Source organism: Mesorhizobium sp. CA5 (assembly GCF_020165105.1).
Classification (GTDB): domain Bacteria; phylum Pseudomonadota; class Alphaproteobacteria; order Rhizobiales; family Rhizobiaceae; genus Mesorhizobium.
Genome location: NZ_JAIUHJ010000002.1, coordinates 114,565 through 128,055, shown reverse-complemented (window position 1 = coordinate 128,055; position 13,491 = coordinate 114,565). Strand labels below are relative to the sequence as shown.

General features: G+C 64.1%; 9 protein-coding genes. 5 read left to right on the top strand and 4 right to left on the bottom strand.

Translation table 11 applies throughout. The annotated features are described in order from the left end of the window. The first annotated feature begins 33 nt into the window (after positions 1 to 33). From LB529_RS03570 to LB529_RS03560, 3 genes are all read left to right on the top strand, one after another. Positions 34 to 2,085, top strand: a complete 2,052-nt coding sequence (locus LB529_RS03570; protein ID WP_224710207.1) for an ABC transporter permease — start codon at positions 34 to 36, stop codon at positions 2,083 to 2,085. Between the two features lie 256 nt (positions 2,086 to 2,341). Continuing rightward, entirely contained in the window at positions 2,342 to 3,418 is a 1,077-nt protein-coding gene (locus LB529_RS03565) for a pyridoxal phosphate-dependent aminotransferase (RefSeq protein WP_224710206.1), read from the top strand. A 22-nt stretch (positions 3,419 to 3,440) separates the two neighbouring features. After that, positions 3,441 to 4,358: an allantoinase PuuE gene (locus tag LB529_RS03560; protein WP_224606358.1), complete on the top strand. Its 918-nt coding sequence runs from the start codon at positions 3,441 to 3,443 to the stop codon at positions 4,356 to 4,358. 27 nt (positions 4,359 to 4,385) lie between these two features. Here the strand turns inward: LB529_RS03560 and LB529_RS03555 are convergent, their stop codons facing one another. The 4 genes from LB529_RS03555 to LB529_RS03540 all read right to left on the bottom strand — a co-directional run bounded on the left by LB529_RS03555 (position 4,386) and on the right by LB529_RS03540 (position 10,655). Beyond that, positions 4,386 to 5,288 carry an SMP-30/gluconolactonase/LRE family protein gene (locus LB529_RS03555; protein ID WP_224710205.1) on the bottom strand — a complete coding sequence of 301 codons (903 nt, stop codon included), beginning with the start codon at positions 5,286 to 5,288 and terminating at the stop codon, positions 4,386 to 4,388. A gap of 76 nt (positions 5,289 to 5,364) precedes the next feature. Further along, positions 5,365 to 7,782 carry an FAD-dependent oxidoreductase gene (locus LB529_RS03550; RefSeq protein ID WP_224710204.1) on the bottom strand — a complete coding sequence of 806 codons (2,418 nt, stop codon included), beginning with the start codon at positions 7,780 to 7,782 and terminating at the stop codon, positions 5,365 to 5,367. A gap of 146 nt (positions 7,783 to 7,928) precedes the next feature. Beyond that, complete coding sequence (locus tag LB529_RS03545) at positions 7,929 to 9,584, bottom strand: ABC transporter substrate-binding protein (RefSeq protein ID WP_224710203.1); 1,656 nt, start codon at positions 9,582 to 9,584, stop codon at positions 7,929 to 7,931. Between the two features lie 177 nt (positions 9,585 to 9,761). Then, positions 9,762 to 10,655 (bottom strand): LysR substrate-binding domain-containing protein, encoded by an 894-nt coding sequence (locus LB529_RS03540; RefSeq protein ID WP_224710202.1) that lies wholly within the window; start codon positions 10,653 to 10,655, stop codon positions 9,762 to 9,764. 169 nt (positions 10,656 to 10,824) lie between these two features. On the opposite strand from LB529_RS03540, the gene LB529_RS03535 reads away from it, so the two are divergent. Together LB529_RS03535 and LB529_RS03530 are read left to right on the top strand one after the other, a co-directional pair. Beyond that, positions 10,825 to 12,222 carry an MmgE/PrpD family protein gene (locus LB529_RS03535; RefSeq protein ID WP_224710201.1) on the top strand — a complete coding sequence of 466 codons (1,398 nt, stop codon included), beginning with the start codon at positions 10,825 to 10,827 and terminating at the stop codon, positions 12,220 to 12,222. A 7-nt stretch (positions 12,223 to 12,229) separates the two neighbouring features. Next, complete coding sequence (locus LB529_RS03530; RefSeq protein ID WP_224710200.1) at positions 12,230 to 13,471, top strand: FAD-dependent oxidoreductase; 1,242 nt, start codon at positions 12,230 to 12,232, stop codon at positions 13,469 to 13,471. Positions 13,472 to 13,491 lie beyond the last annotated feature (20 nt).

The following is a 13,491-nucleotide window of genomic DNA, read 5'->3' as shown; positions in this document are numbered from 1 at the left end:
GCCGCGGCATTTCGACCCTCATCGCGGTTCGTGGTGGAACCGGCGCTTCTGCCTTGGTGCGGCCTGGCCATCCTGACGGCGCTTTGCCTGCTTCTCAAAACCGAGCTTCCCTGGCTGGTCAATCTCCCCAAGCAATGGACGCTGCCGCTGGCTACCTACATCAACGCCGTGACCGACATTGTCGTCGCCGTCATCCAACCGGCCTTCCGGGCGCTGTCCGCTTTGCTCGATGCGCCGATGCGCGGCGCGCGGCTGGCGCTCGCCTGGCTGCCCTGGCCGGCGGTGATGCTGGCGATCGCCGCCCTTGCGCTGAAGTCGGGCGGTGAGCGGTTGGCGATCTTCGCGCTCGCCACGCTCGCCTATATCCTGCTCGCCGGCTACTGGCCGCAGAGCATGAACACGCTAGCGCTGGTGCTGCTGGCGGTGCCGATCTCCACCGTGCTCGGCTTCCTGCTTGGCTTTCTGGGTTACGCCCGCCCGCGCTGGCGTCCGGTCCTGCTCGGCGCGCTCGACCTGATGCAGACGGTGCCGGCCTTCGCCTATCTCATTCCGCTCCTGCTCCTGTTCGGCTTCGGTCCGGTGGTTGGGCTGATCGCCTCGGCGATCTATGCGACGCCGCCGATGGTCCGCAACACCATGCTCGGATTGGACCGTGTGCCGGCGGCCATCAGCGAGGCCGGCTTGATGAGCGGCTGCACGCGCCGTCAGCAATTCTGGCAGGTCGAGGTGCCGACGGCGCTGCCGCAGCTTCTCGTCGGCTTCAACCAGACGACCATGGCGGCGCTGTCGATGGTCATCGTCGCCGCCATTATCGGTGGCTTCGAGGATATTGGCTGGGAGGTGCTCTCCTCGATGCGCAAGGCCGAGTTCGGCCAGAGCATCCTCTCCGGCCTCGTCATCGCGCTGCTCGCCATCCTCATCGACCGCCTCACCATCGGCTTCGCGAAGGCGCCGGAGACCGGGCCGACGCCCGCCATGCGCTGGATGACGCCGCGCCGGTTGGCCTTGTCACTGGCGGGTGCGCTAGCTCTCGCCGTGGTCATCCGGTTGGCCGCGCCAGATGCGGCGCTTCTGCCGGAAACCGGTCTGCGCATGCAGATGGGCGCCGTCAACCAATGGCTGCTGGCGCTCGTGCGCGACTACGCCTGGTTCTTCAACGGCGTGCGCAATGCGGTGCTCTACTGCCTGCTTCTGCCGATGCGCGTCGGCATCGCCGGCTCGGCTACGCCGGCAATGTGGGGCTTCACATTGCCATCTTCGGTGCTCGCGGCTTATCTCGTCCTGGTGCTGGCCTTGGCCGTGTTGGCGCTGCGCGGCTTCGGTTGGCGCGGGGCGCTGGCCGTGCTGGCCGCCGGCCTTGTTCTCTATACCGGCTTTCTCAATCTCCCCTGGCCTGCCTTCATCCTTGCCGTCGCGTTGCTTGCCGGCCAGGTGGCCGGGCCGCGGCTCGGTTTTTTCGCGCTTGTCGGCTTCGGGCTGATCCTGGTCGACGGGCTGTGGCCGCAACTGGTGCAGTCGCTCTATCTCTGCACGCTGGCGGTCCTGCTCTGCCTTCTGATCGGCGGCGCGCTCGGCACATGGGCGGCGCATAACGATCGCGTCTCGCATATCCTGAAGCCGATCTGCGACGCGCTGCAGACGATGCCGCAATTCGTCTTCCTCATCCCGGCGCTGATGTTCTTCAAGGTGGGCGAGTTCACGGCGCTGATCGCCATCATGCTCTACGCCATCGTGCCGCCGATCCGCTATGTCGAGCACGGGCTGCGGCATGTCCGTCCCGATATCGTCGAGGCGGTCGAGCAGATGGGCGCGACGCCGATGCAGACCTTGCTGCAGGCCAAGCTGCCGCTGGCTTTGCCGGTCGTCATGCTTGGCCTCAACCAGACCATCATGGCGGCGCTGTCGATGCTGGCAATCGCCGCGCTCGTCGGCACGCGCGATCTTGGCCAGGCAGTCTATGTCGCGCTCGGCAAGGCCGATGCCGGCATGGGCCTGATCGCCGGCCTGTCGATCGCCTTCCTGGCGATCCTCGCCGACCGGCTGATCCAGGCGGGCGTCAGCGGCAGGGCCGACGAAGTCAGCTGAATCTGACGCCCACAAGGCCGCGAAACCGCTAAGCCATTGAAAAATAACATGATTAGCCCGGAGGCGCTGATAGCAGAGACTTCAGGTCGGCCTATGTGATCCAAGAAAAGAGCCTGGACATGGCCCCTCCCATGGGCCAGATTCCCGCAGTCATTGCACCGGCTAATTTTGCTTTGCGGCTTGGTCGCGGTGCCATAGCTTCCGTTCCGGAAGACCTTGCCGACAAATTTGGTCGCCAGACCTGCATGGATATGCCGTGCCTCTGAAAGCAACTACCCATGTCCAGGCCATGTCCGCTTTTGCCTTGGCGAATTTCGGTGGCTTCGACCGGCCCACGCTAGCCCAGAACGAGAGCGCCTTCCCGCCTAGCCCGAAGGCGATCGAAGCCGGCCGGGTCGCTGTGGCACGCAGCCATCTCTACCCGGACCCGGACTGGACCTTGCTGCGCGACGCGATCGCAAGAACCTATGGGATCGAGCGCGATCTCATCCTGTGCGGCGCGGGTTCGATGGAGCTAATTGCCTGCACCATCGCGGCCTTCGCCGGACCGGGCGCTGACGTGCTGGGTACGGACTATGCCTATAATTTCGCCGCCTCGGCGGCCGCGCGCGTCGGGGCGACCTATGCCAAAACGCAGGAGCGCGGCTTTGAGGTCTCGATCGACGCCGTCCTGGCGGCGGTGACGTCGGCGACGCGTATCGTGTTCGTCTGCAATCCGGGCAACCCGACCGGCACGCGCATCAGGAACGCGGAGCTGCTGCGCCTGCGCGCGGCCCTTCCCGGCGACGTTCTCCTGATGGTCGACCAAGCCTATGGCGAATTCGACGATCAGGATCCGCAAGCCGTCTTCGCGCTGGCCGGGCGCGGCGACACCGTCATCCTGCGTAGTCTGTCCAAGGCATATGGGCTGGCCGGCGCCCGCATCGGCTGGGGCTTGTTCGCGCCGCGGATCGCCGCCGAGGTGCGCAAGATGCAGAACTCCAACCAGGTCTCGACGGTGAGCCTCGCCATGGCCGTCGCGGCGCTAGAGGACCAAGCCTATACGCGCGCAATCGTAACCCGCACCGCCGACATTCGCGACCGCTTCGCGCAAGGCTTGCGAGCGGCCGGATACGAAGTCCCCGAAAGCCGGACCAATTTCGTTCTGGCGCGTTTTGCCGACGCGGCGGCAGCGGCCGCCGCCGACAGTGCCCTGCGCGGCGTCGACATTATCGTGCGCGGCCTCTCCGGTTACGGCCTGACCGACTGCCTGCGCATCACCATCGGGCCGCAGGAAGTCATGGACCGCGCGCTGCGTATCCTGACCGCCCTGCGCGGCCGGCAATGCTGGTAAGGGCTTCATCCGAGGGGATTTCATGACGTCAGACGCACCGTACCTGCCCGCTCGCGATTTCATCGGCTATGGCGAGCGGCCTCCGCCGGCCGAGTGGCCCGGCGGCGCAAAGTTGGCGCTCAACATCGTCGTCAATTACGAGGAAGGTGCGGAATACTCGATCGGCGAAGGCGACGGCGTCTCCGAAACGATCCTGTCCGATCTCGCCGTCGCGCCCGCCGTGCCGGGCCTGCGCAACCGCAACATGGAATCGCTTTATGAATACGGTTCGCGTGTCGGCGTCTGGCGGCTCATCTCGCTGTTCCGGGACAAGGGCGTCATCCCGACCTTCTACATTGTCGGGCGCGCGCTTGAGATCAACCCGGCGGCTGGCAAGGCGATCGCAGCACTTGGCAGCGACATCGTCTGCCACGGCTGGCGCTGGATCGACTACGCCCCGCTCAGCGAGGAGGAAGAGCGCCAGCACATCGCCATGACGGTGGACACGGTGCGAAACATCACCGGCATCGATCCCTTCGGGTGGTACACCGGCCGGCCAAGCCTCAACACGAGAAGGCTGGTGGTCGAGCATGGCGGCTTCCTGTTCGACTGCGACGACTACAATGACGACCTGCCCTATTTCGTCGATGTCGGCGCCAAGCGGCACCTCGTCGTGCCGCACAGCTTCGACAACAACGACAGCCGCTTTTCGCGCGGTTCAGGCTTGGAGACCGGCAGCCAGTTCTTCGACTATGTCAGCGACGGCGTCGACTGGCTGCTGAAGGAAGGCCAGAAGACCCCGCGCATGATGACGGTGTCGCTGCATTGCCGGCTGGCGGCGCGGCCGGGGCGAATGGTCGGGCTGGATCGCTTCCTCGACAAGATCACCGCCAATCCCGACATCTGGGTCTGCCGCCGCTCCGACCTCGCCCGCCACTGGCTGGACCGGTTCGGCGGCTAAGCCACCGAGCCGTTACCAGCGAAGTCTCTATTTATTCGGCACCTCATAGACCTTGCCGTGCCAGGGTGCTGCATCGATCTGGTCGAGCGCCATCACATAAAGCACCTTCTCGTCCGGTCCGAAGGCGAAGTTCGGCATCGACGGCGACGGCACCGAAAGCGTGCGCAAGAGCTTGGCGTCTTTGTCCACGACGATGATCTTGCCTGGCGAGTCGAGCGAGCGCGGGCTCTGGCCGATATACATCTCGCCTTCTTTGTCCATCTTGATGCCGTCGGGCCAGATATGCGGCTGGTTCGGGAACAGATCGTCGAGCCGCAGGAACACGCGGCGGTTGCTCAAGGTGTGGTCGGACGAAACGTCGAACTCGATGATCCGGTTGTCCTCGGTCTCGACCAGATAGAGGATCTTGCCGTCATTCGACATGACAAGGCCGTTGGCATTGTGCAGGTCGCCGGCGACCTTCTTCACGCTGCCGTCCTTGCCGATGTAATAGGCCGAAGCGTCGATCAGCGGACCGCCCTTGCCGGAGCCCGTGAAATAGACGCCACCATCCTTGTCCGGCGCGAAATCGTTCGGTCCGCTGAACGGCTTGCCGTCCGTGTCCTTGTCATAGGCAGGCAGCGTCTTGCCGTCGGCCGAGATGCGGCCGATCGTGTTGTTGTCGTAGCAGGTGACGAGGAACTCGCCGGTGGTGGTCGGCAGCACGGCCGAGGGGCCGCAGCCAGCCATCTTCCAGAAAATGTCGTTCTTCTTGCCGTCCCAGACAGTGACCGTGCCGCGGCCATATTCGACGTAGAACAGCTTGTCCTGATACCAGATAGGACCTTCGGCGAACCAGGCGTCGTCGTTGACGACCTTGATGTCGGCCGCCTGTGCGGCGGACGTCAGGACCAGGGCGAGCATCGTGCCCAGCAAATGCCGTTTGATCATGCGATTCCCCTTTGTTTTTAGTTGTCTGAAGTCCTCTTCTAAACTGGTGTGCTCGCGGTGGCCGGCTGTTCGCGCCTTACGACCGCAGCCGCTTGCCTTCCGGGTCGAAGGGCGGATGCGCGAGCAACACCGCGTCATGCGGCCGGCCTAGAATGGCGACGGTCACCTTGTCGCCGGCCTTGGCGGTTCCGGCCTTGACGTAGCCCATCGCCAGCGACTGAGCGACGAAATAGCCATAGGCGCCCGATGACACCTGGCCGATCGGCGTGCCGTCCGGCAGGAAGATCGGCTCGCCGCCGGTGGCGTCCGCGTCCTTGGCCGACACGGAAAGCATGATGAGTTCATCCCGCGCCGGCTTATCGGCGACGGCGAGATAGGCGTCGCGGTTGAGGAATTGCTTGTCCGTCTTGATCAGGCGATCGAGCTTGACCTCCTGCGGCCAGTATTCCGGCGAGTATTCGCGGCTCCAGCTGCCATAGCCCTTTTCGACGCGCAGCGACATCAGCGCCCGTGAGCCGACCGGCCCAGCGCCGACTTCCGCGCCCGCCTTGAGCAGCGCGCGGTAGAGCTCGACCTGGTCGGCCGACTTGCAGTGCAGCTCCCAGCCAAGATCGCCGGTGAAGGAAACCCTCAACGCCACGACATCGACGCCGGCGACGGTGATCTGCCGCGAGCGCATGAACGGGAAGGCCTCGTTCGACAGATCATCATTGGTGAGCCGCTGCAGGAGCTCGCGCGATTTCGGGCCGGCGACGTTGAAGCCGCCGAGATCCTCGGTACGCGAGCGGAAGGTCGTGCCTTCCGGCAGCGGCACCGATTTGAAGAAGCGCTGGTGGAAGCGTTCGGCCATGCCCGAGCCGATCACCATGAACTCGTCTTCCGCCAGCCTGGTCACGGTGAAGTCGCCGGCAATGCCGCCGCGCTTGCCGATCAGCGGCGTCAGGCAAGAGTTGCCGACCTTGGCCGGCATGCGATTGGCGAAGAGCGCGTTCAGCCAGGCTTCCGCGTCCGGCCCCTTTATCTCGTATTTGGCAAAATTGGAGATGTCGATGATGCCGGCATACTCGCGCAGCATACGCGCCTCGCGGCCGACCGGCCCCCACCAGTTCTGCCGAGTGAAGCCGATCGTTTCCTCGCGCGGCTCGCCTTCGGCCGCGAACCAAAGCGGATGCTCCCAGCCGAAATTGAGGCCGAACACGGCGCCCATCTCCTTCTGCATCTCGTAAACCGGCCGTGTCCGCACCGGACGGCCGGCGGCGCGCTCCTCGTTCGGGAAATGGATCTTGAAACGGTGGCTGTACTGGTCCTGCACGCGCGCCTTGGTGAAGGCCTTGCCGGCCCAATGGCCGAAGCGCGCCATATCCCAGCCGAACATGTCGAGCGAAGGCTCTCCCTCGATCATCCACTCGGCGGCGAGCTTGCCCATGCCGCCTGATTGCGAGAAGCCGGGGATAATGCCGTTGCAGCAGAAATAATTGCTGAGCTCCGGCGCCGGTCCGAACAGCACCGCGCTGTCGGGAGACCAGATCATCGGACCGTTGATCACCTTCTTGACGCCGGCGGCCGCGACCGCCGGCACGCGCTGGATGGCGCGCATCATGTTTTCCTCGATGCGGTCGAGATCGTCGGGAAACAGCTCATGGCCGAAATCCATCGGCGTGCCGTCCTCGGCCCAGAATTTCATGTTGCGCTCGTAGGCGCCGATCAGCAGCCCGAGGCCTTCCTGGCGCAGATAATATTCGCCATCGCGGTCGGCGACCGACGGCAGGCGTCGGCCCATCGAGGCGATTTCCGGAATGGTTTCGGTGACGAAATACTGGTGCTCGGTCGGGATCAACGGCAGTTGCAGCCCGGCCATGGCGGCGACCTCCCTGCCCCACAGGCCGGCGGCGTTGACTACCCATTGCGTGCGGATATCGCCCTTTGGCGTGCGCACGATCCAGCTGCCGTCCGCTTGCGCCTCGGTCGCCGTGACCGGGGTGAAGCGATGGATTTCCGCGCCGCGCTGCCGCGCCCCCGCGGCGTAAGCCGCAGTCACGCCCGACGGATCGACATTGCCGCCCTCCGGCTCATACATGACGCAGCGAATGCCGTCGAAATCGACCAGCGGATGCAGTCGCTCCGCTTCGTCGCGACCGACCTCGTAGAAGTTCATCTTGTAGCGCCGCGCCTTGGCTTCCTGCAGCCGCAGCTGATGCTCGCGGGCCTCGGTCTGGGCCAGATAGAGCGAACCCGGCTGGAAGATACCGCAGCCCTGGCCGGTCTCCGCTTCCAGCTCCTTGTAGAGCGCCATCGTGTAGTGCTGCAGCCGGCTGATATTGGTGGAATCATGCAGGCCGTGGATGTTGGCGGCCGCGTGCCAGGTCGAACCGGAGGTCAGCTCGCTGCGTTCCAGAAGCACGACATCCGTCCAGCCGAACTTGGCGAGATGATAGAGGATCGAGCAGCCGATCAGACCACCGCCAATGACAACGGCTTGTGCATGAGTACGCATATCGAGATTTCTTCCCTTTGTTCGGCGACTTTGCTTCGCGCTCTTTGGCAGCGCTATGGCATTTCAATTAGCTGACTGATCGGTCGCAGTCGCCAGCGAATTCAGGGGCGCAAACCGCGCCCCTGAATGGTGTTTGAGCTGCCGGTCTAGGCCCTATCCAACCACACCTTGTCGAGCTGCAGTTCGAACGTCTGGTGCATGCCGAGGTTCTTCACATAGGTGGCGTGGTGGCGGTAGAGCGAGCGCCAGAATGCTTGGACGAGGATGCCGGAGTCCTGCAGGATGAACTCCACGTCTTTCATCAGCTCCTTGCGCTTGGCCGGGTCGGCGATGGCCATCGCTTCGTTGAGCTTCTTGTCGAACTCCGGATTGGCGTAGCCGGACTCGTTCCACGCTTCACCGCTGCGATAGGCGATCGCCAGCACCTGCACCCCCAGCGGCCGCATGCCCCAGTCGGTGGTCGACCACGGATATTTCGTCCAGTCGTTCCAGAACGACGAGCCCGGGATGATGGTGCGCTTGACCTTGAATCCGGCGTCGCGCATCTGCGCAGCGACGACATCGGCCGGATCCTTCACATAGTCGGCGTCGTAGGAGATCAGCTCGAACTCGTGATCCGTCAGGCCGGCCTCGGCCATCAGCGCCTTTGCCTTGGCCAGGTCGCGCGGGACTTTGGGCAGTTCGTAATATTCCGGATGGATCGGGCAGACATGATGGTTTTCGGCGACTTGCCCCAAGCCGCTATAGCCGAGTTTCAGCACCGTCTCGTTGTCGACCGCAAGCTGGATGGCGTTGCGCACGCGCTTGTCGTCATAGGGCTTGTTGGTCACGTTGGTGCGCAGCACGATCGTGCCGGCGGTGACAACCTGCTCCTTGACCAGGCCCATGCTGTCATAGAGATCGACCGTGCCGCCGACCGTCTGGTAGTTGCAGTCGATCTCGCCGGCCTCGAAGGCGCTGCCGATGGCGGGGTTGGATGCGTCCGATCCGTAGTCGATCCAGTCGACGCCGTCGAGATAGGGCTCGCCGCCGAACCAGGTGAAATCCTTGCGCCGCCTCACCGAGGCGGATTCGCCGACCTTGTAGGAGATCAGCTCATACGGGCCGGTGCCAGGCGTCTTCAGCATATTGGCGCCGTTCTTGTCGAAGTCGCGATGGACGATAACCGCCGGATAGTCGGAGAAGCCCGGGATGATGGTAACGTCGGACTGATTGCATTTCAGCTTCACCGTATGGTCGTCGACCTTGGTGATGGCGCCTTTGGTAGCTTTTTTCGTAGCGGCGTCGATCAGCGAGCCCATGCGCCCGGCCATCGAGTTGCCCTCGGCCGCCTTATCGCACCAGCGCTCGATGTTGTAGACGATGTCGTCGGCGTTGAAGTCGTCGCCATTCGACCATTTCACGCCCTTGCGCAGATGCAGCGTGTATTCGGTGGCGTCGTCGCTCACCTCCCAGCTCTCGACCAGATGGCCCTCGAAGGTGAAGTCGGTGGTGTAGCGGATCATGTAATCGTTGCACTGGCGCATGACATTGGCGATTTCCGACCAGTCCCAGGCGCGCGGATCCTTCATGTCCTTGATGATCATCTGCATCTTCAGGATGCCGCCCTTCTTGCCGGGCACGGCTGTCGAGGCCTTGGCCGGCTCCATCCCTGCCATCGCATAGGCAAGCGCCGTTGAAGCACCCATCACGCTTGCCATGGCTAGGAATTCGCGGCGGTCCATCCGCCCGCCTTTGACTTCAGCTGCGTAGCTTTCGATGACCGCCGGCACGCGGTCACCGTTGCTCTTGAACATTGTCATCGTTGTTCTCCGGTTCAGGGCTTTCCGCCCGTTGCATTCCCCTTGCGGCTCAGCATGTTAGGGGTGATGCAAAAATCGCGGAAGGGCTCGACCCTTCACAAACCGCAGAAAACCGGCCCTTGAGGCCTAAAAAAACAATGGCATTGGCTAGCTAAATTTTTGAAGGAGCGGATAGGCCTATGGTCGGGCGGCGTCTTCCCTGGCCCTGGACAAGATCCATTCCCTCACTGCTCGGGCGATATTTCCCTTCGAAAGCTGGCTCTCGGTGAGATAGTAATTCCAGGGACTTGGCGGCCGCACCGGAAACGGCTCGACGAGAAGCCCGCGGCGCATATAGGCATGCGCCAGCGAGCGCTGCGTGGCAACGAGCCCCGCCCCCATCGCGGCGAGCTCGAGCGCGATGTTGGAGGCGTTGGTCGACAGGCCCTTGTCATGGTCCTCCATGTCAACGCCGAGCGCCTCGGTCACCGCCTGCCAGTATTCCTGGCGGCCATGCACGAAGATCCAGTCCACCTTTAGCATGTCCTGCGGCGTCTTCAGCGCATGCTCGCCCTCGAGCAAGGCAGGGGCGCAGAGCAGCACCAGTTCGTCGTTCCAGAGCGGGATCGCCGCCGGCGGCCTGTCATCGAAACGCCGCGTCGAGATTGTGATGTCGGCGATCTGCTCGTTCAGATCCTCCCAGATCGTGCCGTGCAGGACGATCTCGATCTCAGGATGCTTCTTGCGGAAGGCGGCCATGCAGCCCGCCAGCCAGTTTTCCGCAAGGCTCATCGGGCACGAAACCACGACTGTCCGGTTGCGAGAGGACGCCACGATCGCCTCAGTCGCCTGGTCGATCTGATCGAGCGCCTGGCGCAAGGTCGGCAGGAACGCCTCCCCCATCTCGGTCAACTTCAGGCTGCGCGGATAGCGGATGAACAGCTGCCGGCCGATATAATGTTCGAGCGCGCGCACATGCGTGCTGACCGCGGCTTGCGTGTAGCCCAGTTCCTTGGCAGCGGTGGTAAAGCTCAGATGCCTGGCCGAGCTCTCGAACGAGCGGATATAGTTCAAGGGGGGTGGCGGCTTCATCCCGGTCTCCTGTTCCACAGTTGCCTAGCTATCGCATGGGCAACCGGGCGTTCAATCGCAGACAAGCGACATGGCATCAATATTTTTGGCCAAAGCCGCCAAACTAATCGCGTGCCTGCGCGATGAACCTAATTTAATGATGTTGTGAGAAGACAGGGGAGATAAGCGCGTGGCTGTGCCGTCATACCGGCGTGAGGGGCCTGTCGTCAGTTCCGATACGTTCACACGCCTGGCCGATTTCGTGCTGCGGCGTCCAGCTTCCGTCTTCCCTCAGCCGGTGCTCGAACAGGCCCGTTACCTCCTGCTCGACACGCTGGGCATCGCCGTTGCGGCAGGACCGATGGAGGCCGGCCGCATCGCCCGCGACGCCGCCGTCCTGCTCTATGGCTCGGGCGACCCGCAATATTCCGCCCGCATGCTGTTCGACGGACGGCGCGCCAGCATTGCCGGCGCGGCCTATGCCGTCGCCACGCAGATCGACAATCTCGACGCCCACGACGGCTACAGCCCCACCAAAGGCCATATCGGCGTGGCGGTCGTGCCGGCGCTTGCAGCACTCGCGGAGGCGAGGCCCGACCTCACCGGGCCGGAGGCGCTGGCGTCCCTGGTCGTCGGCTACGAAATCGCCGGCCGGGCCGGCATCGCCTTGCATGCGACGGTGAGCGACTATCATACCTCCGGCGCCTGGAACGCCCTGGGCGTTGCGGCGATCGCGGCACGGCAGCGGCGGCTCGACGAAACGCAACTGCGCGAGGCGCTGGGCATTGCCGAGTATCATGGCCCGCGCAGCCAGATGATGCGCGAGATCGCCACGCCAACCATGCTGCATGACGGCTCCGGCCTCGGCGCTCTCGTCGGCCTCTCCGCGGCGGTGCTGGCCGAGCGCGGCTTCACCGGCGCGCCGGCGATCACGGTAGAGGCGCCGGAGGTCGCGACCCATTGGCAGGACCTCGGCGTCTTCTGGCAGTCGCTCCATCAATACCTTAAACCCTACCCGATCTGCCGCTGGGCGCATGCGGCCATTGATGCCGTGCGTGGACTTTGCCTGGCGCACAACCTTGCCCCGTCCGACATCGGCCATGTCCAGGTCAACAGCTTCCACTATGCCGCAACGCTCTTCGACGGCATGCCGGACACGACCTCGAAGGCGCAATACAGCCTGCGCTTCGCCGTGGCGACCTTCATCCTCCATGGGCGGATCGGGCTCGAGCATATTTCCGGCTCCGGGCTCGTGGACGCCGCGGTCGCGGACATGCTGACGCGCATCACGGTGATCGAAACCGAGCGCCACAGCGCCCGCTTCCCGGCCGGCCGCTGGGCCGACGTCGTCATCACGACGACGGACGGACGTGTGCTGGCGTCCGGCGACGTGCATGCGCGCGGCGGCCCGGAAGCGCCGATGACCAGGCAGGACGTCGAGGCCAAATACATGGAGTTCGCCGCGCCCGTGCTCGGATCTAGCCGCGCCGCTGCGATCCGCGACGCGGTGCTTTCGCTCGACGACCGCAACAGCCGCTTCTCCGATCTCTCGGCGCTGCTCTACGATCCTCCCAAGATTTCGAGCTGAGCCCGCAATGCCCCTCAGGCTCCTGAAATACGGTCTCAGCAGGGACTATCCGGTGAGCGGCGACATCCCCGCCACGCCCGAGCTGAAGCCGGCCTATGATGTCGTCATCATCGGCGGCGGCGGGCATGGACTGTCCTGCGCGCATCACCTTGCCAAATATCACGATATAAGCAGCGTGGCGGTACTGGAGAAAGCCTATCTCGCCGGCGGCAACACGGCGCGCAACACCACCACCATCCGCTCCAACTACATCACGCCGGAAGGCATCGCTTTCTACAAGGAAGGCGTCGAGCTGTTCGAGCGGCTCTCGCATGAGCTCGATTTCAACGTCATGTTCTCGCAGCGCGGCCAACTTACGCTGGCGCATAGCGAGGCGACGATGCGCAGCTTCCACATGCGCGCCGAAATGGGCAAGCATATGGGCACGCGCACCGAGGTCGTCGACCAGAAGGGCGTCGAGGAGCTCTGCCCGCTTTTGAATATGGACTATGGCGGCCCGCTCGAAATCCTCGGCGCGCTCTGGCATGCCGACGGCGGAACGGCGCGCCATGACGCCGTCGCCTGGGGCTACGCCGCCCAGGCGTCGCGACGTGGCGTCGAGATCCACCAGCGCACCGAGGTGCAAGACTTCGAGGTCGTCGGCGACCGGGTCCAGGCCGTCAAGACGAACAGGGGCCGCGTCGCTTGCGGCCAGGTGCTGATCGCCACCGGCGGCATGAACTATGACGTCGCGCTGAAGGCCGGCGTCGAGCTTCCCATCCGCTGCTACCCGCTGCAGGCAATGGTGACCCAGCCCTTGAAACCCTGGCTGCACACGCTGGTCTCGTCCGTTTCCCTGCACACCTATCTCGTGCAATCCTCGCGCGGCGAAATCGTCATCGGCGGCGGCTCCGATCCCTACCAGCTCTATTCGACGCGCTCGACGCTCGACATGAAGGAGCATCTTGCCGAAGGCGCCGTCCACCTCTTCCCCTTTCTGCAAGGTGTGCGCCTGCTCCGGCAGTGGGCCGGCATCACCGACATGACGCCGGACTACAGCCCGATCATGGGTGCCAGCCCGCTTACCAATCTCTGGCTCGATTGCGGCTGGGGCACCTGGGGCTTCAAGGCGACGCCTGTCGCCGGCAAGCGCATGGCGCAGACCATCGCCGACGGCCGGGTGCCCGATATCCTCAAACCATTTGCATTGGAGCGCTTCGAAACCTTCCGGCTGCTCAATGAAATGGGCGCGACTGCCGCCAGCCATTAGCCATGAAACCACACTGACCG